The sequence below is a fragment of the Moheibacter sediminis genome (assembly GCF_900176425.1).
Taxonomy (GTDB): domain Bacteria; phylum Bacteroidota; class Bacteroidia; order Flavobacteriales; family Weeksellaceae; genus Moheibacter; species Moheibacter sediminis.
Map to the genome: position 1 here is coordinate 254,456 of NZ_FWXS01000004.1, position 22,165 is coordinate 276,620.

General features: G+C 33.1%; 21 protein-coding genes. 17 read left to right on the forward strand and 4 right to left on the reverse strand.

The genetic code is table 11. The features are described 5' to 3' along the window. Positions 1-9: 9 nt before the first annotated feature. Entirely contained in the window at positions 10-1,521 is a 1,512-nt protein-coding gene (locus B8977_RS07945; protein ID WP_084017161.1) for an aldehyde dehydrogenase family protein, read from the reverse strand. A gap of 130 nt (positions 1,522-1,651) precedes the next feature. Between B8977_RS07945 and B8977_RS07950 the strand changes: the two genes are divergently transcribed. The 4 genes from B8977_RS07950 to B8977_RS07965 all read left to right on the forward strand — a co-directional run bounded on the left by B8977_RS07950 (position 1,652) and on the right by B8977_RS07965 (position 4,858). Continuing rightward, the gene (locus B8977_RS07950) at positions 1,652-2,554 is read left to right on the forward strand and encodes an AraC family transcriptional regulator (RefSeq protein ID WP_084017162.1); all 903 of its coding nucleotides are present in this window, start codon (positions 1,652-1,654) and stop codon (positions 2,552-2,554) included. Between the two features lie 46 nt (positions 2,555-2,600). Continuing rightward, the gene (gene hemB / locus B8977_RS07955; RefSeq protein ID WP_084017163.1) at positions 2,601-3,590 is read left to right on the forward strand and encodes a porphobilinogen synthase; all 990 of its coding nucleotides are present in this window, start codon (positions 2,601-2,603) and stop codon (positions 3,588-3,590) included. 30 nt (positions 3,591-3,620) lie between these two features. After that, positions 3,621-4,166: an RNA polymerase sigma factor gene (locus B8977_RS07960; protein ID WP_084017164.1), complete on the forward strand. Its 546-nt coding sequence runs from the start codon at positions 3,621-3,623 to the stop codon at positions 4,164-4,166. Positions 4,167-4,324: 158 nt separating this feature from the next. Then, positions 4,325-4,858, forward strand: coding sequence for a C40 family peptidase (locus tag B8977_RS07965; protein WP_084017165.1), 534 nt, complete (start codon positions 4,325-4,327; stop codon positions 4,856-4,858). Positions 4,859-4,964: 106 nt separating this feature from the next. Here B8977_RS07965 and menD read toward each other — a convergent pair whose 3' ends face one another. Further along, positions 4,965-6,641 (reverse strand): 2-succinyl-5-enolpyruvyl-6-hydroxy-3-cyclohexene-1-carboxylic-acid synthase, encoded by a 1,677-nt coding sequence (gene menD, locus B8977_RS07970; RefSeq protein ID WP_084017166.1) that lies wholly within the window; start codon positions 6,639-6,641, stop codon positions 4,965-4,967. Positions 6,642-6,744: 103 nt separating this feature from the next. Between menD and B8977_RS07975 the strand changes: the two genes are divergently transcribed. After that, positions 6,745-7,422 (forward strand): NAD-dependent epimerase/dehydratase family protein, encoded by a 678-nt coding sequence (locus tag B8977_RS07975; RefSeq protein ID WP_084017167.1) that lies wholly within the window; start codon positions 6,745-6,747, stop codon positions 7,420-7,422. Here the strand turns inward: B8977_RS07975 and B8977_RS07980 are convergent. Both B8977_RS07980 and B8977_RS07985 read right to left on the reverse strand, forming a co-directional pair. Then, positions 7,419-8,426, reverse strand: coding sequence for a glycosyltransferase (locus B8977_RS07980; RefSeq protein ID WP_084017168.1), 1,008 nt, complete (start codon positions 8,424-8,426; stop codon positions 7,419-7,421). The two genes, B8977_RS07975 and B8977_RS07980, sit on opposite strands and share 4 nt — an antisense overlap. Before the next feature lie 10 nt (positions 8,427-8,436). Beyond that, positions 8,437-9,492 (reverse strand): NAD-dependent epimerase, encoded by a 1,056-nt coding sequence (locus B8977_RS07985; protein WP_084017169.1) that lies wholly within the window; start codon positions 9,490-9,492, stop codon positions 8,437-8,439. A gap of 111 nt (positions 9,493-9,603) precedes the next feature. On the opposite strand from B8977_RS07985, the gene B8977_RS07990 reads away from it, so the two are divergent. From B8977_RS07990 to B8977_RS08045, 12 genes are all read left to right on the forward strand, one after another. Beyond that, a complete protein-coding gene (locus B8977_RS07990) occupies positions 9,604-10,443 on the forward strand; it encodes a glycosyltransferase family 2 protein (RefSeq protein WP_084017170.1) in 840 nt (279 codons plus the stop codon). A gap of 8 nt (positions 10,444-10,451) precedes the next feature. Next, positions 10,452-11,474, forward strand: coding sequence for a glycosyltransferase (locus B8977_RS07995; RefSeq protein WP_084017171.1), 1,023 nt, complete (start codon positions 10,452-10,454; stop codon positions 11,472-11,474). Then, positions 11,471-12,568, forward strand: coding sequence for an acyltransferase family protein (locus B8977_RS08000; protein WP_084017172.1), 1,098 nt, complete (start codon positions 11,471-11,473; stop codon positions 12,566-12,568). Before B8977_RS07995 ends, B8977_RS08000 begins: the two co-directional genes overlap by 4 nt. Positions 12,569-12,605: 37 nt before the next feature. Next, positions 12,606-13,700, forward strand: coding sequence for a glycosyltransferase (locus tag B8977_RS08005; RefSeq protein ID WP_084017209.1), 1,095 nt, complete (start codon positions 12,606-12,608; stop codon positions 13,698-13,700). 12 nt (positions 13,701-13,712) lie between these two features. Beyond that, positions 13,713-14,630, forward strand: coding sequence for a glycosyltransferase family 2 protein (locus tag B8977_RS08010; protein WP_084017173.1), 918 nt, complete (start codon positions 13,713-13,715; stop codon positions 14,628-14,630). Beyond that, positions 14,627-15,550 (forward strand): glycosyltransferase, encoded by a 924-nt coding sequence (locus B8977_RS08015; protein ID WP_084017174.1) that lies wholly within the window; start codon positions 14,627-14,629, stop codon positions 15,548-15,550. The genes B8977_RS08010 and B8977_RS08015 overlap by 4 nt, the downstream gene beginning before the upstream one ends. Before the next feature lie 23 nt (positions 15,551-15,573). Further along, positions 15,574-16,536: a class I SAM-dependent methyltransferase gene (locus B8977_RS08020; protein ID WP_084017175.1), complete on the forward strand. Its 963-nt coding sequence runs from the start codon at positions 15,574-15,576 to the stop codon at positions 16,534-16,536. Beyond that, positions 16,536-17,681 carry a glycosyltransferase gene (locus B8977_RS08025; RefSeq protein ID WP_084017176.1) on the forward strand — a complete coding sequence of 382 codons (1,146 nt, stop codon included), beginning with the start codon at positions 16,536-16,538 and terminating at the stop codon, positions 17,679-17,681. The genes B8977_RS08020 and B8977_RS08025 overlap by 1 nt, the downstream gene beginning before the upstream one ends. 21 nt (positions 17,682-17,702) lie before the next feature. Next, on the forward strand, positions 17,703-18,776 hold the full coding sequence (locus B8977_RS08030) for a glycosyltransferase (RefSeq protein WP_084017177.1): 1,074 nt from the start codon (positions 17,703-17,705) through the stop codon (positions 18,774-18,776). Then, positions 18,773-19,753, forward strand: coding sequence for a glycosyltransferase family 2 protein (locus B8977_RS08035; RefSeq protein ID WP_084017178.1), 981 nt, complete (start codon positions 18,773-18,775; stop codon positions 19,751-19,753). Before B8977_RS08030 ends, B8977_RS08035 begins: the two co-directional genes overlap by 4 nt. 63 nt (positions 19,754-19,816) lie before the next feature. Continuing rightward, positions 19,817-20,884: an EpsG family protein gene (locus tag B8977_RS08040; protein ID WP_159447472.1), complete on the forward strand. Its 1,068-nt coding sequence runs from the start codon at positions 19,817-19,819 to the stop codon at positions 20,882-20,884. A 21-nt stretch (positions 20,885-20,905) separates the two neighbouring features. Then, positions 20,906-22,120, forward strand: a complete 1,215-nt coding sequence (locus B8977_RS08045) for a glycosyltransferase (protein ID WP_084017180.1) — start codon at positions 20,906-20,908, stop codon at positions 22,118-22,120. Positions 22,121-22,165: the final 45 nt, after the last annotated feature.

Consider the following 22,165-nt stretch of genomic DNA (forward strand, 5'->3'; position numbering starts at 1 on the left):
TAAATCAACTTAGAAAAATCCTAATTTATTTTTATCGTATGAAATCAGCATATTTTTAGTTTGACGGTAATGCCCAAGCATCATTTTGTGGTTTTCACGCCCGATTCCCGACTGTTTGTATCCGCCAAACGGTGCTCCTGCAGGATAAGCATGGTATTGATTTACCCAAACACGACCCGCCTGAATGGCTCTTGGAACCTGGTACAATTCATGTGCATCACGCGTCCAAACTCCGGCTCCTAAACCGTAAAGCGTATCGTTTGCGATTTCGATTGCTTCTTCAACTGTTTTGAAAGTAGTAACTGCGAGAACAGGTCCGAAAATTTCTTCCTGGAAAATTCTCATTTTGTTGTGCCCTTTGAAAAGCGTCGGTTTGATGTAATATCCGTTTTCCAGATCGCCTTCCAACTTATTCACTTCGCCACCCGTCAAAACTTCAGCACCTTCCTCTTTACCTAATTTGATATAATTTTCAATTTTATCGTATTGGATCTTCGATGCCTGCGCACCCATCATCACCGTAGAATCCAAAGGATCGCCAACTTTGATGGCCTCAACTCTTGCGATTACTTTTTCGATGAATTTGTCATAAATGTCTTCCTGAATCAATAGTCTGGAAGGACAAGTACAAATTTCCCCTTGGTTAAATGCAAATAATACCGCACCTTCAACCGCTTTATCCAAGAATGCATCATCTTCATCCATCACGGAATTGAAGAAAATATTTGGAGATTTTCCACCTAATTCCAAAGTAACCGGAATGATGTTTTCAGTTGCATACTGCATCACCAAACGACCTGTAGGCGTAGAACCTGTAAATGCAGCTTTGGAAACTTTAGGATTGGTAACCAATGCGCGTCCTAATTCTGCTCCGAAGCCGTTTACGATATTGATCACACCCGCAGGCAATAAATCACCAATCAATTCCATCATTACCAAAATAGAAGTCGGCGTGCTTTCGGCCGGTTTCAGGATAACACAGTTACCTGCAGCCAAGGCTGGTGCGAGTTTCCAAACCGCCATCAAAATTGGGAAGTTCCAAGGGATAATCTGCGCCACGACACCTATTGGTTCATGAACAATTAATGAAACTGTATTTTGATCTAATTCCACATGGGAGCCTTCTTCTGCACGGATGACGCCTGCGAAATAACGGAAATGGTCAATAGCCAAAGGAATATCAGCATTCAAAGTTTCACGCACTGCTTTTCCATTGTCGATGGTTTCAACAATTGCAAGGTATTCCAGGTTTTCTTCGATGCGGCCCGCAATTTTATTTAAAATGATGCTTCTTTCCGTTGCAGAAGTTTTGCCCCAGGTTTTAAAAGCTTCACGCGCAACATTTACTGCTAATTCCAAATCTTCTTTGGAAGAATGTGCAGCTTTTGTATAAACTTTTCCGTTTACAGGAGAGATGTTATCAAAATATTTCCCCAAGACGGGCGGCGTAAATTTCCCGTCGATATAATTGTCATAATGGCTTTTAAATTCCGGCCATTTTTTTACATTTTCGTTGCTCATAATTTTATCATTTTTATTTTAAAAAATTAATTTAGTCCAAGTTAGACCTAATAAATTTCAAAAAATCAGTCGATTTGTGTCAAAAAATATTAAATTAGTGTCATCGATACACTTTTAAAAAATTAGGAAAATGAATTCATCCGTCAGGAAGATATATGAAGAGGGAAAAGTGATCACTCCGATCGAAAATCAAATCAGTTTTCATACCAATGAATTGGACTTGCATCTTTTTGAAACCAAGGCGAGCACTTACGGTTTTGAACTGGCATTTGATGAAATGTCATTGATTACGATGCTTTCCGGTAAAAAAGTAATGCATTTTAAAGACAATCATTCGTTTGAGTTTTTACCGGAAGAATCTTTGGTTTTGGACAAGAGCCAGGCGATGAACATTGATTTTCCGGAAGCAGATGACGAGAATCCTACTCGTTGTATGGCATTGATTATTTCTCCAGATGAGGTTCGCGATACGCTTTTGATGGTGAATGAAACAACTCCGAAAATAGAAAATGGTGAATGGTCACTGGATATTTCGACCATTAAATTTGAAAATGACCAAATTTTAAGTAAAAATATTGAACGTATCATTTTATTGGCTTCGTCCAATAATCAATACCGTGAAGCTTTGGGGAAATTGATGACGAAAGAATTAATAATCAATCTTTTACAATCCAAAGCACGGAATTTACTTTTGAAAGAAACGAACTCACTGGCATCCAATAATCAGCTTGCATTTGCCATCAATTACATAAGAGATAACCAGCACAAATCTTTGACGGTTGATGAGGTTGCAGACAAAGCCTATATGAGCAAATCTACATTTCACAGGCATTTCAAGCGTGAAATCGGCATCACTCCGAACGAGTTTATTTTATCTGAAAAAATTAAAAAAGCCAAATATTTACTGAGAAGCACGAAACAATCCGTTTCTGAAATCGCTTATTCGTTAGCATTTGCATCACCGAGTCAATTCATTAAACATTTCAAAAGTTTCACGGGACTGACGCCATTAAAATTCAAACAAAAGTCTTGATTTTGGTTTGTGTAGTGTAACTTTGCCCGTTTAAATAAAGAAAAATATGTTTCCATATAACCGTCACAGAAGACTGAGAAAAAATGAAGCTGTTAGAAGTTTGGTACGCGAAACGAGCCTGACACCGAATGATTTTGTGCTGCCGATTTTTGTGGCAGAAGGAAAAGATGTGAAAGAAGAAATCAAATCCATGCCGGGGATTTACCGTCATTCATTGGATTTGACTGTGAATGAAGTAAAAGAAATCTGGAATCTGGGAATCAAAGCGGTAAACGTTTATGTGAAAGTAAATGCTGATTTGAAAGACAATACCGGCAAAGAAGCCTGGAATGCTGACGGACTGATGCAGCAAACCATCAAAGCCATCAAAGATGCCGTTCCGGAAATGATCATAATGCCTGATGTGGCTTTGGATCCTTATTCGATTTATGGTCATGACGGGATTATTGGCAACGGAAAGATTTTGAATGATGAAACCAACGAAGCATTGGTGAAAATGAGCATTTCCCATGCGGAAGCAGGAGCGGACATTATCGCGCCGAGTGATATGATGGATGGTCGGGTAGGGGCAATCCGAGAAGCATTGGAAGAAAACGGATTTCCCGATGTGGGAATTATCTCTTATGCGGCAAAATATGCGAGTTCATTTTATGGTCCATTCCGTGATGCGTTGGATTCTGCACCTGTTGATATAGAAAATATTCCAAGAGATAAAAAGACTTATCAGATGGATTATCACAATGCTTTGGAGGCACTTCGTGAAGTCGAAGCCGACATTATGGAAGGTGCTGATATCGTGATGGTAAAGCCGGGAATGGCTTATCTGGACATTGTTCGTTTGGTGAAAGACAATTACAATATTCCGGTTTCTGTTTTTCAGGTAAGCGGTGAATATGCCATGATCAAAGCAGCGTCAGCAAATGGCTGGCTCGACCATGACAAAGTGATGCTGGAAAGCTTGACAGCATTCAAACGTGCAGGTGCGGATATGATCTTTACATATTTTTCGAAGGAAGCGGCGAGGTTATTGAGTTAATTTTATATATTTAAATTAATTCTTTCAAATTTGAAATCAGCAAAACTTCAAAATACAATTTCAGAAGCCCGAAAGGGAAAAAGACAAGCGCAAAATGTCTTGATGGATTTATTTTGGATGAATGTATATAATTACGTCAACTCCAAAATCCAAAATGAGGACGAAGCAGAAGATATTGCCATCGAAACTTTTACCAAAGTTTTTGCGAAGCTGAAATTGTACAATTCAGACTTTGATTTCAAGACTTGGGTAGTTTCCATCGCTCACAATACGATGATTGACCACATCAGAAAATCGCCAGAATTGCAGATTTCGCTCGATGATGAAAATTATTTCATTGAAATTCAGGAAGATTTACCTACACCCGAGGAATCATTGATACAAAAACAAGCCAACGATGCTTTCGACCAAAACATCCAAAAGTTAAAGCCGGAATACCGCAGAATCATTGAACTTCGTTATTTGGAAGATAAAACTTATAAAGAAATTGCTGACGAATTGCAGCTTTCTATGGCAAATGTAAAAGTAAGACTTCTGCGCGCGCGACAATTGTTGCAGGAAATATTAAAGGGATAGTTTTGAGTTTTTTTATTTAACTATTTTGTATTGATTTTGAATAAGATATGATTTGTCAAATATTTTAACTGTTGATAACTTTGTTAATTATTTGTTGATATCTGTACTAATTTTTAAATTTATACGTTTTAATTTTATAAAATTGAAAGTTAGGGAATATGAAATCAGGAAAATTTTACATTATTTTTATTATTTTAATTTCAATAACTGCTTGTAATTCAGGTAAAAGTGTTTCTTATAAATCTTCTGAATATAAAAGGAAAAAAGAAGTCAAGCCTCCAAAACCTTCTCGCGAAGACAATCATAAAATAGCCAAAGAAGCCAACTCTGTACTTAAAGAAGCGTACAAATTTTTAGGAACGCCTTATAAATATGGAGGTACAACAAGTTCAGGTTTAGATTGTTCAGGGTTGGTAATCAATTCATTTCAAGCAATTGGATTTCAAATGCCGAGAATTTCCCGAGACCAAGCAGACCAAGGAAAAGAGATAAAATTGAGAGACGCAAAAGAAGGAGATTTGGTTTTCTTTTCTACATCAGGTTCGCGAATCAACCATGTAGGAATTGTTGAAAATGTAAAAAACGGAGAAGTATTTTTCATTCATTCATCTACTTCCAAAGGCGTGATTGTTAGCTCAATCGAAGAAACTTATTGGAACAAACGTTTTGTGAAAGCAACCCGGGTCTTGTAAATTTAAACTTGTGTCATTCTAAATGACTTTTAATGAAATAAAGAATAAAATCCTAGACTTCGTTTCCCCTCTTAAGCTCAAATCTTCTTTGTCGGAATAACAAAAATTATAATTTCAAAAAATTAAAATAATCTCTTTGAATTTGTGCATTTTCGATGATCGAAGTGTTGATTTCCAGTATTTTTGGTTTTTCTGATTGGAGATAAAATTCTTCCAAAGAAAGCTTTAAATCTTCCAGATTATTTACATTTTCATATTCAAACCCAAACATTTTTGCCAAGTTTTCAGCGGTTAAATGATGACGTGTTTCAAAAACAGATTCCACAACACCTGAATTTTCAGGTCCCGGAATGATTTTGAAAATATTTCCTCCGCCATTATTTATTATAATTATTCTGAAATTTTTAGGAATGTAATTGTTCCACAACGCATTGCTGTCGTAGAAAAAACTGATATCACCCGTTACCATAACCGTCGGTTTTTGGCTTGCAATTGCTGCTCCGATGGAAGTGGATGTACTGCCGTCAATTCCGCTTGTGCCACGGTTACAAAAAATTTCGTTAGAAGAATTGTGGTCAAAAAGCTGCGCATAACGGATTCCTGATGAGTTTCCATAATGAATCTGCCAGTTTTCAGGATAAGTTTTGATCAGTTCTTCGAAAACAGTCAAATCTGAAAATGCTGTTTTTTGGAGAAATTCATCGTGTTTAGTTTGATGTGAATTTCTGATTTCATTCCAAATTTTGTAATAATTGCTTTCTTTTTTCTGAACTTTTAGATTAAATTCTTCGATAAATTTTACCGGATTGATTTTTATTTCATTTGTTAAACATTGGTAAGTATCTGGCTGCCAAAATTCATCTAAATGCCAATGAAACTGCGGCTTATGCGTTCTTATGAAAGATTTTATCTTTTTGGAAATTACATTTTGTCCGATGGTAATTAACAAATCAGGACGAAGTTTTTCCAAATCTGTTTCATTTAAAGGAAAAATTACCTGATCAATTTTATTGAAAAATCTTTGTGAATATAAATTGGAAGTAGTTTCTGTCAAAACAACAACAGAATCATCATCCGCCAATTCACTTAATAGTCGATTTAATTTGTCATCCGGAAACTGCATTCCAACGAGAATTAGTTTCTTTTCAACTGAATTCCAAATCGTTGAAAATTCATTGAAATCAAATTCTATATTCTGTTTTTCAGGGATTTCAAATTTATCAAATTGGATGTCAATTGTGTTTTGAAATTCATACAAAGGTTCGGAAAACGGCATATTAATGTGCACCGGACCGAAATCATGCATACAAGATTTAATCGTTTTTTTTATCAATCCTAGGTTATCCGTAAGGATTTCAGTAGATTCATCTTCAGATAATTGAGTGTTATGGTAGGAGTGAAGCTCAAACAGATTTTTCTGACGAATGGTTTGTCCGTCGAAATTATCGACCAAATGTTCCGGACGGTCAGCTGTCAAAACAATCAAGGGAATATTTTGGTAAAAAGCCTCTGTCACGGCCGGATAATAATTGGCTGCAGCAGAGCCTGAAGTACAGCAAAGTACCACCGGTTTTCTGATTTGCTGTGCCATTCCCAAAGCTACAAATCCAGCCGAGCGTTCGTCAACAATGCTATACGTTTTGAAGTGAGGGTGGTGCGTGAAATGCGTTGAGAGCGCGCCGTTTCGCGAGCCTGGAGAAAGCACGATATGTTCAATTCCAAAAGCTAGCAAAGTTTCTGCGAGCAATTGTACGTTGAGTTTTTTAGAAAATTTTTGAGCCAAAACTGAAATTCTTATTGAATAGCAAATGTACTTTGAATTTTATAAATTAATAATTTGGAATTTGTATTTTAGCAATCATTAAAAACAACTCACACTTGACGAAATGATTATAGGAAACGGACTCGTAGCCAATGCTTTTAGAGAACATGATAGAGAAAATGTAGTGTTTTTCGCGTCCGGTGTTTCTAACTCTTTAGAAAAAGACGAAGCCCAATTTCAGCGTGAGGAAGATTTAATTCGAAAAACCATTTCAGAAAATCCTGATGTGTTGTTTGTTTATTTCAGCTCATGCAGCATCTATGATTCTTCCAAAATTGACAGTCATTATGTAAACCATAAATTAAATATGGAACACCTTATTGCGACAGAAAATGATAAATATTTGATAGCAAGAGTCAGTAATGCCGTAGGAAAAGGAGGTAATCAGAATACTTTGATTAACTATTTGATCAATTCAATTCAAAATCAAGTTGAAATTAAAGTCCATATAGATGCAACACGCAATCAGATTGATGTTTATGATGTGACGCAAATTATTTTAGGTTTAATTGACTCTAATAAATTGAATAAAATTGTCAACGTTGCGTATGTAAACAATTATCCGATCTTGGAAATTATAACAATTGTGGAGGAATTTTTGGGTAAGAAAGGAAATTTAATTCTCGAGAAAAAAGGACAGGGTTATTCTATAGATATTCCCGATGCGATGGGATATTTCAAACAAAATAATCTACTTGACAGGGAGAAATACCTTCAGGGAATTTTACAAAAATATTATTAGAATTTTCTTTCGTAGCGCCATTTGTAAACCTTAAAGCCTATTTCGACGGGGAGATTTTGGAAAAGATTTGTTTTTTTTAACTTGGTTGTGAATTCGTCTGAAAAGTAATCAGAAACAGAAAGTTGGGGAGATTTCTTGAGTCGGTTGTAATTTTGTTTCCAATAAGTTTCGTCATTTCTCATTGATTTCCACTGCATTCGCAAAGTAGTGTCTTTGAAGCTAATCAATTTCTTTTTGATTAATTGTTTGCGTTTGGCATTAGATTTCTGATATTCTTTTGTAAACCATTCTGCAATGGTTTGATGATTTTCGAAATTCTTTTTTGTGCGGTTGAATATGACAGAGTCACCATGCAGATAATATAAATAGGTAATTTCCTCTGTAATTGCAATCGTTTCTACTTGCAGCATTAGGTGGAAAAACCACAATTCATCCTGAGCATACAGACCTGGGATAAAATAAATTTTATTTTCTTTTATGAAGTCAGCTTTAAAGAGCTTATTCCAGGATGGTACCGGGAATTCATCGTTACAGTAAGCTTCGAAAATCTCTTCATTTCCTGAATAATACTTCTTTTTAGCGTTGGTAGGAAATCCAAAATCTTTGATAGAATTATCAAAAGTATTGATCCACCTATTTTGCGCAATAATTAACTGAGCATCTGTTTCAGTTGCTGTGTTGACTAATACTTCAATGCAGTTTTCTGTGATTTCATCATCGCTATCCAGGAAAAAAATGTATTTTCCTTGAGAATTATCTATTCCGGTATTTCTGACAACTGATAACCCTTGGTTTTCAGAATGATGAATTAATTTGATATTTAACTCAAGATTTTCTTGTATAAATTTTTCAGTTATTTGTACACTTTCATCAGGTGTACAATCATTTACAAGAATGATTTCTAAATTTTTATATGTTTGATTTTTAACTGATTCCAAACAACGTAAAATGTATTTTTCACATTTAAAAACAGGAATATTGATCGAAACTAAAGGTAGATTCATTCTTTCAAAACTAATTAACCTTAAAGAAATCTTTGTACCAATCGACAAACTGATCAATTCCGTCCTGAATGGAAGTCTGAGGTTTGTAGTCTAAATCGCGAATCAGATCTGAAACATCGGCATACGTACTTGGTACATCTCCTGCTTGAATAGGCAGCATATTTTTCTCGGCAGTTTTTCCGATTTTTTGCTCCAAAGCTGTGATGAAATCCATCAATTTTACAGGATTATTATTTCCGATATTGTAAATTTTATAGGGAGCGGAAGAAACTGAGGCATCGTCTGAATTTGGATTCCAATCAGGATTTTCCTTTGGTGGATTGTCATTTACACGGACAATTCCTTCAACAATATCATCAACATAAGTAAAATCACGCTGCATTTCACCATGGTTGAAAACATCAATTGGTTTATTTTCAAAAATTGCTTTTGTGAATAAAAATAGTGCCATATCAGGTCTTCCCCAGGGACCATAAACGGTAAAGAAACGCAATCCTGTAGTAGGGATTTTGAACAAATGACTGTAGGTATGCGCCATCAATTCATTGGCTTTTTTACTAGCAGCGTATAAGCTGATTGGATGATCCACATTGTCTTTCGTAGAAAAAGGCTGAGATTCATTTAAGCCATAAACACTTGAACTGCTTGCGTAAGTAAGGTGTTTTATATTATGATGACGGCAACATTCTAAAATATTTAGAAAACCAGTTATGTTTGAATCCATATAAACCTGTGGATTGGTCAGAGAATATCGTACTCCGGCTTGCGCAGCCAGGTTTATAACCTTGTCAAATTTTTGTTCAGCAAATAATTTTTCTAATCCTTCTCTATCTTCTAGATTTAATTGTATAAATTGATAATTAGAATCCGTTTTACTTTGGATTAATTTGCCATATTTAATCTCATCTTTATCGATTCCAGTCATTTCCACACGACCATATTTTACACGGATGTCATAATAGTCATTAATGGAATCAAGTCCAAAAATTTGCTCTCCGCGCTTTAGTAATTTGTTTGCAAGATGGAATCCGATAAATCCGGCGGTTCCGGTGATGAGTATCTTCATATTTAAGATTTTGATGCAAATATATACATCTCTGCTGATAGTTTAATTATCTATTCCGCAACCAAGAAATAACTGTATATTTGTACCGACCTTTTGATTAATTCATAACCTATGAATGAAAACCTACCACTTTTCTCAATTTTAATTGCTCATTATAACAATTGGGATTACTTTCAAGATTGTTATAAAAGCATATTATCACAGACTTATAAAAATTACGAAATAGTAATAGTAGATGATTTCTCTACTGACGATTCTTACAATCAATTAGTGGGTTTAGCCCAGAAAGATTCTAAAATAACTTTGGTAAGGAATCATGTGAATAAAGGAGTTGGATTTACTAAAAAAAAGTGCATCGACCTTTCAAAAGGAGAAATTTGTGGTTTTTTAGATCCTGATGATGCACTTATTCCTACAGCATTGGAAGAAGTAATGAATATGTACAAGCTACATGATAAAAATGGAGTGGTGTATTCGAAAATGATGCTTTGTGATAAAAATTTAAACCCCGACAAACCATTTTCCAGAGCAAAAAAAATTACCAACGGAGACAAATGGTTTTTTAATATAGACACTAATGTAGCACATTTTTTTACATTTAAAAAAGCTGAGTATTATAAAACTTTAGGGATTGATGAAGCATTGAGGTCAGCAGAAGATCAGGATTTGTATCTCAAATTATATGAAGTAACGAATTTCTATTTCATAGATAAATGTTTGTATTTGTATAGATTACATTCAGATGGTATTTCTCAGGCAAGTCAAAAACTGGCTGCGAAGGACTATTTCAAACAAGTGTTGAGAGATGCCTTTGAAAGAAGAAATATAACTGTATTAAATGGGCATTATGTTGCAGAATTAGACAATGCTCAACTATACAGTGCAGTGGTAATTAACCACAATAAATTATCGTCTAAACTGCTAAGGAAAATCAGAACTTTTTTATCCTAAGTTTTCATATGCTAAACATATTTATAAAATCATACAACCGTGCGTATTATTTGGATAGATGTATAAATAGCATTTTCCAAAATGTTTCAGGAAATTATACTGTGATAATTTTAGATGATGGGACACCCAAAAAATATTTAGAAAAAATACAACAAATTTATCCTTCAGTTAAAGTTATTTGCTCTGGAAACTATGAAGCAAAATCCATTTCTGTAGAGCAGAATATCTCTAATGGAAAACCTATAGACAGCATGAAGATCCCTACTGATATGTGGATGGAGCAGGTGAAAAAATCAGATGATTATATATTGATGACCGAAGATGATGTCTGGTTTACTAAAAAAATAGATATAGATGAAGTTATATCTAGCATGGAGAGTCATAAAATCCAGTTGGTCAGGCTTGGCTGGCTTGGAAATTTTAAAGACGATTATAACTTAAAAATCGAAAAGATCTCTAATTTATTAGATAGGACTGTCCCTAAAAAATTGTTTACATCAAATCACTTTGTGATGGACGTATATATGTACAATAAGTACAAAGCATTCTCGATTCTTAAAAAACTTAAACTTGCAAACAAGAGCACAAAGCTCCAGTACTGGGCGATAAATTCAATTTTGATGGGATTATATCACAAAGATTATTGGTTGTATATATGGAAAGACGCTTACGGAAAAGTGGATGAAAAACAACAATTACGCAATGCAGCAGTTTGGTTTCATAAATATAAAAAGAATAAAAATTTGATTGCCAGAACGCATCAGGAATATATGAAAACCACATTCAAATCTTCTTCTACAAACTCATATCATCAATATGGATTTGAGTTTGATGTAAATTATTTTAATTACACAATGAATGAAGCATGGCTTCACGGCAAATTTGATTCTATTCAAAATTATCCGCAAGACTTTTCTACAGATTATTTTGAACGGTTTTTTGATGAAAAACTAAATAAGGATGAATTTAGAAAATGGATAGAAAAATTTAAATTACAATATAAGAATAACGGAGCAAATGTAGAAGAATGAATTCGGACAAGGTCAATACTGCATTTTTTCCTGCTTTGACCGGATTTCGGGCAATTGCAGCATGGATGATTTTTGTCTATCATTTCTTTCCATTTAAAAACGAAAGTCTGCCTCAGATATACAAGATTTTGGCCGACGGGTTTCATATTGGAGTCGATATGTTTTTTGTACTGAGCGGTTTTCTGATTACCTACAGATATTATGAGAAAATCAATATAGATTTCAATCAATACATGCTAAACAGATTTGCGAGAATCTATCCCATGTTTTTTATTATTACAACTCTTGTTTACATCAATACATTATTTATAAGGCAAGATATCCCCGACAATTTAAGCACCGAATTGTTCTTGAACTACACACTTACCAAAACAATATTTTTTGACTATCATTTGACGGGCGTTAAGCAAGCATGGACGCTTACATTGGAAGAAATGTTTTACGTAATAGCTCCATTTTTATTTATTTTAATAAAGAAAAATACAATGTGGCTTATAATTATTTTGTCTGTCATAGTTTTTGGAGGAACTGTTCTGCATGAAAATTTTAAAAATATAGGAGGAACGGGAGGATTTTTACATCAAAACATATTCTTGTATTTCATTGAATTTTTCGCAGGAGTAACGCTGGCTTTGATGCTTCGAAAATTTAAAACCAACACAAAATTATTTTTTACAACATTTGGGTCGGTAATGATATTATTTTTTTTATTGACACATAGGTATTTAGATAGATTAGAGTTAGATGATTCATTAGAATCCTTTATCAAAATGATTTTTTTGACACTATTTGGAATTATGCCACTATTTTGGGGATTGATAAATGAAAAAAACCGGATAAAAGATATCCTATCCACAAAGTTATTTGTGTTACTGGGAAAGAGCTCCTATATTTTTTATCTCATTCATAAAGGTTTTATTGCTAATTACATTAAAGAAGATATCTGGGATAATATTTTATTTTTATTTATTGTATTAAATTTATTTTCTATCCTATTATTTCTTTACGTAGAAGAACCTCTGAATCATAAAATCCGCCGAAAATTTAGAAAAAAAAGACAAACAATTTTACTCACCGATGAAAAACCAGCATAAAAAAATAAAAATATTATTCAGACTTCGTTCACTTGAAATGGGGGGTGTGCAAAAAGTTATTCTTGACTTTTTAGAAAACCTGCCCCAAGATAAATTTGACATAACTTTTTTAGTTAATTTAAAACAGGGAATACTTATAAACAGTATCCCAAAACATGTAAGATTTCTTCATTTGACTGAAGGAAGAGAGAGTTTTAGTGATAATAAAATCATTAAATTCATTCAATTGGTTTTGAGGAATCTCAAATTGAGATATTATAAAAAATATCCTAAAACCTTTTATGACAAATTTGGGTTAAATGATATAGATGTCGAAATTGCATCCAGCTACACAGAATTGGAAGACATTTTAAATTCACCCAATAAAAAATCAAAGAAAGTAGGCTGGTTTCATACAGACATCAGATTTGTAGAAAAGAATTTAGCATTAAAGTTCATTTCCTGGATGAAGCAATATGATGTTATGATTTTTGGCTCTAAGCAAACCCGAAATGTTATTAAAGAATTCTATGATATAGATTTTCCAAAAGGAAAAGTAATTTACAATGTAATTGATGGAGACCTTGTCAATAAAAAATCATTAGAATTTACCGTTGAGAGAAATCATCAAATACCACAATTTATATCGGTAGCACGATTGCAAAAAAGAAAAAATTTCGATGATCTCGCAAAAGTTCACAAAAGAATTTTGGACGAAGGACTACAACATGAAATCATTGTAATCGGAGATGGAGATTTCAGACCTGAAGTGGAAGCTCTCATCAAAGATTTAAAAATTCATGATTCTTTTAAACTTCTGGGAACTCAAAAGAACCCTTACCCGTACATCAAAGCAGCAGATTATTTTATTCTTCCTTCAAAAACTGAATCGTATCCCTTGATTATTGGTGAAACTTTGTGCCTGGCAAAGCCAATTATAAGTACTGACGTGGGCGGTATAAATGAAATGATTGATAATGATATAGATGGAATGCTTATACACCCCACTGAACAAGAAATCTATGAGGCTATGAAGAAATTTCTTACAGATGAAGAATATGTAAGTAAGCTCCAAGTGGGGGCACAAAAAGCTTATCTTAAATTTCAAAAAGAATTGATATACAACCAGGTAATAGAAATCTTGGAATCATAAATTAAACTACCAATGAATAAACAAGTTACCATCATCACTCCGGCCTTCAATCGAGCAGATAAGTTACCCCGATTATATGATTCACTCGTAAACCAAACTTTTAAAGATTTTGTATGGCTGGTCATGGATGATGGTTCTACTGACAACACAAAAGAAGTCATAGAAGGTTTTAAGCAGGAAGGTAAAATAGATATTGAATACCATTGGCATGAAAACGTTCATAAAGTGATTACTATGTTCAGGGCGTTTAATTTGGTGAAAACTGACTATCATTTTAGAGTAGATTCTGATGACACAATTCCTCCCAGATCAATTGAGATTTTGTATAACCACATGATGGAAATAAAAGATGATCCCACGATGTGTGCAGTTATAGGGAGACTCAAGTATGATAATGGAAAAATAAATGGTTCTGATTTCCCTAAAAATCCATTGGATACTACAGCTTTTTTAATGAAAAATCATGACAAAGTAAAAGGAGTCCATGCAGGTATGCAAAAAAATGCTGCTGTAAGAAGTTTGGGCTTGAATATGGAACAGTACAGGGGAAGAGGGTATCTTCCCGATTTTTGGAACTATGTGTTAGATTCCAAATTCAAAACCCGTTTTGTAAATGATATTGTTTACACGTATCATTTTGATGAAATTGATCAAGCCTCAAATACCAATGCAAGAAAGCTGAAAAAATATGCTTTTGGATTGATGGTCAATCATTTGAATTTCCTGGAAAGTTATTACGAACAATATTTTACAACCCATCCTATTCCTATTCTGAAACAACTATTCAAATACCTTTATTACGGACTCAACGTTAAAGATTCCTCATTTAAAAGCTTAATAGCCAATTTAAAGAAAATTAATTTAAAAATATTAGCTCTAATCATGATTCCATGTGTATTTGTGTATAATAAATTATATCCTTTGTCATGAATCTATACTCAACCAAAACCGCTATAATTATAGTAACTTATAATGCAAAAAAATGGGTAGATATTTGTTTACCTCCGTTGTATGATATTGAGAATTTCACAATTATAGTCATCGACAATGCTTCCAGAGATGAAACTTGTTCTATTATAAAGAAAAAATATCCAAATGTACACTTGATCGAATCCAAAGAAAATCTCGGATTTGGAAAAGCGAATAATTTAGGTATGAGGATAGCGATAGATGAAGATTTTGACTACGTTTTTCTCCAAAATCAAGATGCTGCGATAGATGAAAAAAACTTAAAAAAACTAATTAAAGCAGCACAGTCAAATTCAGAATTTGGAATAATAAGTCCTGTACATTTCAAAAATGATAACGAGATAGAAAATTTATTTACAGGCTACATTAAAAATACACCTTTTAAGCACTTTGATGCACAATCAGAGCGACTAATCAATGCTGATTTTATAAATGCAGCACTATGGCTTTTACCTATAAAAACCATCCGGGAAATTGGTGGTTTCAACCCATTGTTCTCTCATTATGGTGAAGATGTAGACTATGTAAAACGTGTGAACTATTTTGACTATAAACTTGGGTTTGTAGAAGGAGCAAAAGCATTTCATTATAGAGATTATGACATGGAGAAAATCCGAAAAGAATCTTCACAAAAAAGACATTTCGGACCTTGGCATACCAAATATTACAGCCTCTTGACTGATGTCAACAAATCATCTTTCTCAGTCTTCTGGCATGTAAGCTATTTGTTTTTGACTAGTTTGGCAAAACATATCGTTCAATTCAATTTTAATAGTGTAAAATGGGATTTAAAAATCTTCTCAGATGTCATATTGAAAATGCCTTACATTTATAAAATCAATAGAAAACAAATAACTCAAAAAGGAGAATTATTTTTATAAAATCAAATCCCAAACTTAAATATATGAAACAATGCAGAATATGTGGTAATGAAAAGAATCTACACCCTTACAATGTTCGGGAAATGATGTTTGGGATGAGAGATGAGTTTTTGTATTTTCAATGTCCCGAATGTGAATGCCTCCAGATAGAGGAGATTCCCAATAATTTATCTGATTATTATCCTCAAAACTATTATAGTTTCAATGTAAAAACTGCACAATCAGGGAAACAAAATCTAAAAGAAGCCCTTACTCATAAACGCAATGAATATGCTGTATTTAAAAATAGCTTATGGGGATACTTTTTAAATAAAATTTACCCTACCGATATATTCAAACCATTAAATATAGCAGCTTTAAATAAAAATATGTCTATTCTCGATATTGGTTGTGGAAACGGTAAACTATTATTTTCATTAAAAGAAATGGGATGTAAAAACCTGACAGGTATAGACCCTTACCTTAAAGATGATATAATCACTCCTAACGTAAAAATATACAAAAAAAACATCGAAGAATTAACGGGTAAATGGGATTTTATAATGCTCAATCATTCTTTTGAACACATGGAAAATCCATTGACAGTTTTTAAAAAAATAAATGATATTTTAAATGATAATGGTACCTGTATGATTAGAATTCCTACATCATCCTCTGATGCATGGGAAAAATACAGAGAAAATTGGGTTCAGCTGGATGCTCCAAGACACATATTTTTACACTCCAGGAAAAGTATGGAATTACTTTCCAAACAAGCAGGACTTGAAATTTTCAATGTTTTCTACGATTCAGGAGCGTTTCAGTTTTGGGGTAGTGAGCAATACCAAAAAAACATACCATTGGTCAGCGATGATTCTTATAGCTTCAAAAAAGATGAGTCAGTTTTTACAATTCAACAAATTAAAAATTTTAACCAAAAATCTATCGAATTAAATAAAACTGAAAGAGGAGACATGTGTGCTTTTTACCTAAGGAAATCCAAGTAATGAAAAAAAAAATACTCATACGCATTGGTTCACTCCGACACGGAGGCGCTGAAAAAGTGTTGACGATATTACTGCAAAATTTATCTTCAGACAAATATGAAGTTGATTTATTGCTCAACAACAGATATGGTAAGTATTTACCCGAAATCCCGGATTGGGTGAACATTAAACATATCATAAATGCCGGCTCCATCTCGACCAATAAACCGCACGAAATTCCGATAAAAGCATTTAGAGTACTTTATTTTAAATTATTGGAAACTTTTCCCGCAATTATTTACAATCAAATACTGAAAGGTAAAAAGTATGATGTAGAAATTGCAGCAAACCATAATTTGTTGGAAGAAATGCTTAAAAGCCCTCATAAAAATTCCAGGAAAATTATTTGGATACATAATGACCTTTCGAGCCTGAAAAACTTCCCGCCGCAACGGATTCAAAAGTTTTTTGGTTATGATAAAATCATGGTCATTTCCGACAAAATCAAACAAACCTTTGAAGATCTAGCAAAAAATGAAACCCAGCGAAAAAAAATAATAAGGATTTACAACCCGTTAGATACAAGTGAATTTTCTCGAAAATCTCTCCTATCTGCTGAAAAATATAAATTTGATGATTCGACATACACGTTTGTGGGAATTGGAACAGTTGATTCTCAAAAAGGTTTTGATCGTTTGATCAAAGTTCATAAAAAATTAATTGATGAAGGGTTGCACCATAAAATTCTCATCATCGGAGACGGTCCCGATTTTGACAAAACACAAAAAATTGCAGAAGATTTGGGTGTTTCACAAACTTTTACCATGATTGGATTTGTTGACAATCCTTATCCTTACATCAAAAATGCAGATGCATTCATTTTATCTTCCAGATATGAAGGATTCCCGACAGTTCTTTATGAAGCCATCACACTTCAAAAAACAATTGTTTCGACAGATGTTTCGGGCGCAGCAGATATGCTTGATAATGGTAATTTAGGATTAATTATAGAAAACTCGGAAGAAGGAATTTACAAAGGAATGAAAGAAGTTTTGACTCAACCAGAATTAGGGAAATCTTATCAAAACAAAATTGCTAATTTTGTACAGCCTTTTACATTGGAAAACTCTGTCAGGAAAATTGAAGAAATAATAGATGTAACTTAACCCTATGAACCATTTAACAAGATGCTTTCAAAAACGAAAACGATAGTTTTTATTTTACCGGATTTGGGACAGGGTGGTGCAGAGCGTGTCATCACTACTATCATAAATCATTTGGATAGAAATAAATACACTCCTAAGTTAATTCTATTTGAAAAAAAAGGATTCTACTTGAATGATCTTGCAAAAGATGTTGAAATCATAGAATTAAATGTTTCAAGAATTAGATATTCAATTTTTAAAATCATCCCAACACTAAAAAAAATAAAACCCGATTTTGTATTTATAGGCTGGGGTGAAATATCAGCATTCATATCGCCATTGATACCATTTTTTAGAAAAACAAAATTTATAGCAAGAGAAACTAATGTAGTTTCACAACACGTAAAAAGAAAAGAAATTCGTTTTTTTTATAGATTTTACAATAATTTCCATAAAATAATCGCTCAATCAGATGATATGAAAAATGATCTGGTTAAAAATATTGGAATAAAATCAGAAAAAATCGTCAAGATCAATAATCCCGTAGATTTTGAATTAATTGAATCCAGATTAAATTCAAAAGAAAAGCATTATTCAGGTGAATTTAAAAATGTTGTTGCAATTGGTAATTTGTCAGAACGCAAAGGCTTTGATCTTCTGTTAAAAGTATTTGACAAACTGAAAGAAACCAATATCAAATTACATATTTTAGGGGATGGTTTACAAAAAGAGGAACTGTTAAAACAAAAAGAAAATTCCAATCTAAAAAATGTTGAATTTCTGGGGATAAAAGAGAATCCATTTCCTTATTTGCAGCAAGCAGATTTGTTTATTTTGTCATCCCGTTATGAAGGTTTTCCCAATGTATTGCTAGAAGCAGGAGCCTGTGGCACGTATGCGCTTGCAAATGATTGCCCGGGTGGCATCGGAGAAATTATACAGAATGAAGTCAATGGAGAAATCTGTGATATAAATGATTCTGAAAGATTTTCATTAAAGATTTCAGAATTGGTAAACCAAACGCATCCTCAAGAAATAATTAAAGAATCAATCCGCTCCAGGTTCGCTAAAGGTGTAATACTTGATAAATATAATAAGATTTTTGAAGATTTATGAAGAAAGTTTCTGTCATAGTTCCGGTTTACAATACTGAGAAATACTTGAAAAAATGTTTGGATTCATTAGTAAATCAGACTTTACAAGACATTGAGATCATAATTGTCAATGATGGTTCAAAAGATAATTCTCAAAAAATTATAGATGATTATTTGTCAAAATATAGTCAAATCAGAAATTTCCAGAAAGAAAATGGAGGTCTGAGCGATGCAAGGAATTTTGGTATAGACAGAGCAGAGGGCGATTACATAGGATTTGTAGACAGTGATGACTTTGTAGATAAGCAGATGTTTGAAAAAATGTATCTGCTTTCTCAAAAACACAATGCAGAAATGGTCATTTGTGATTTGGAGAAAGTGAATGAAAATGGAACTTCATTTCGTAAAATGACTCAGTCGCCGCAGCTTCCGGAAAAGATGAGTTTGAAAGATGATTGTACTTTTTTTGGAGAAATGGAATGCTTTGCCTGCAATAAAATTTTTAAGAAAGAATTATTTGAAAATCATAGATTTAAAAAAGGAATTCATTTTGAAGATATAGAACTCATTCCTCAACTTATTTTGAAATCTAAGGTATTGGCAAAAATAAATGAACCGTTTTATAAATATTTCGAAAGACAAGATTCCATTACCAAAACCCATACAAAAAAAGGACTTGATATATACATAGCAATTGATAATGTAAAAGATTCTTTTTCAGAAAGTAATTACAGTAATTTTGAAAATGAAATGAGACGTTTTGTAATCTTTCAGGGATTTTATTGTTATTTGGCATATGTCGCTTATGTGAAAGACAAACAATTAAAATCTGAAATGCTGGATGTTCTATGGAACAAAATGAATGAATTTGACATAAAAAAAACTGAAATTCTATTCTATAAAAGATTTAATAAAAATTATTTATTTTCTTTGCCATTTAAAAAGAAAGTTTTTTATCTATTGGCGCTAATAAATAAAAAACTGATAGCTGTTTTGTAATCACTCATGAGTTTTATATATCTCCTCATATTTGTACTTATACTTTTTTCTACTCTCTACGAAATGTATGGGAATCAGGAAGTAAGCAAACCTTGGTATTATACCATTGTGACAATTATGATCTTAACGGCTGGTCTGGCTTGGGGTATCAGTCCTGACTGGATTTCTTATTGGAATACATTTGAAGGAGCGGCAATCGTTAGTTTTGGAGCTTTATCCGATTTGTCAGAAAAACTAGATATGGAAGTTGGATATCTTTACATTAATAAGATAATCAGTAGCATAGGTCTGGGGTATGGAAGTTTTGTGCTCATTTTAGCCATAGTATCAATTTATTTAAAAACTTCCACCATTTTTAAATACAGTGGATATGTATTTTTAGGATTGCTGATGTATATGGTTTCCATTTACTTTTATGAAGATCAGATTCAAGTCCGGCAAGGACTGGCAAATGCTATAACCATATTTTCTGTCCGTTATATAATCGACAGGAAGCTTTATCCGTTTTTAATCTGCATGGTACTAGCATTTCTTATGCATAAATCATCCATCGTATTTGTTTTTGCATATTGGATTGTTTTGATCAAATTCAACAGAAATTGGGTTATCATCACTATAAGTCTAGCAATAATTGCAAGTTTAACAGGTGTTAGTTTATTGATAGATGGACTATTACAACTTCTACCTTTCGGTATAGGGGATAAATATGATGCTTATAATACTCAGGGGCTTCAAAGTGCAGAAAGTAGTTTACTGGGAGTAATTGTTAAAGTTTTGACCGTATTGGCAGTAGTGCTTTTTGATAAGCAGGCATCAGAAAATGACGTTTACTATCCTTATTTCCGAAACCTTTACATATTTGGAGTTGCCATGTATTTCTTTTTTGGCGGTGGTATTTTTGCATTAAGGCTTCCAAATTTCTATCTTATTTTTATAGCCTTCATGGTTCCGAGAATGATTTTTGCATTGAAAGAAAATGCGGCTCTCAAAAATTTCATCTACATAACTTTTCTGGCATACAACATGGCATTGTTTGTACATGTGAATAACAATACCAAGGACAAAGCAGGGTTTTCTTACTATAGAACTATTTTTGACGACCGAGCGACCTACTCTTTTTTTCTTGATTAATGCATCTAGAATCCCAAACCTATGATATCTGAAATACAAAAAAAAAAATGCGTTTTACTTCTTAGCAGAACTCCAGCTCCACCGATAAGCGGCTATAAAATAAAGACATATAATTTGGTGAAAATCCTATCTGAACTTTATGATTTAACTGTCATCATTGTAACAGATGAGCCTGAGAATAATGAAAATATAGAATTCTTAAAAAAGCACTCAAAGCACTATTTATATTTTACTTTTCCAAAATGGAGATTTTATTGGAATACGCTGAAAGGTTTGCTGTTTAGTTCAAATCCTCTTCAGGTCTCTTATTATAAATTTAATTCAGTTCATAAAAAACTTGCGTCAATAATCAGAGAAGCAGATATAATTGTCCCAAGCCTTACCCGTACAACGGAATATGTTTTAAATCAGCCAAGAAAATCAAATTCAGTAATTATTTTCGATACAGTAGACTCTTATGCATTGGGTTATGCCCGTGCAATAAGTAAAACAAAATCATTTTTGTGGAAAAATATTTATTCCATAGAATCGCATAGATTACACAAATATGAAAAAGAAATTATTTCTCAGGCCAATGCTTCTTTATTAGTAAATAAAGAAGAAACAGAATATTGGAAAAAATATGGAAATTCTTTACTAATGCCCAATGGTGTAAAGGAAGAATTGTATAATTATGATTTGGTAAATACGCCTGAAAACGCCATAGCATTTTTTGGTAAAATGGATTATCCACCCAATATCGATGCGGTAAAATGGTATGCTAAAAACGTACTTCCTTTTTTACCTGCTGAGGTGAAATTTTACATAGTCGGAGGTTCACCCGGTAAAAGCATCCTGAAGCTTGAAAATCAATATAAAAATATAGAAGTTACTGGATATTTGGACAATCCTTACGATTTATTGAGCAAATGTTTAGCAGTTGTTGCACCGATGCAAACAGGCGGAGGAATTCAAAACAAAGTTCTTGAAACTATGGCTTTAGGGCAAGTCAACATCCTTTCCTCACTGGCGGCGAATCCTATTGGAGGTGTCGATAAGAAAGATTTTCTGATTGCAGAAACAGCTGAAGAACATATTGAATTTGTCAAACTCATGTACTCCAATCCATTGCTTCGAAATGAAATAGGCAATAATGCGAGAAATCTTATTAAACAAAATTTCTCTTGGGAAAAAAACAAAAAGAGTCTAAAAGAAATTGTTGAAGAACAATTTGCAAATCAAAACACGAAAAATTGATTGTATGATTCTCTATAATTTACCAAATATTCAAATACTAATTCT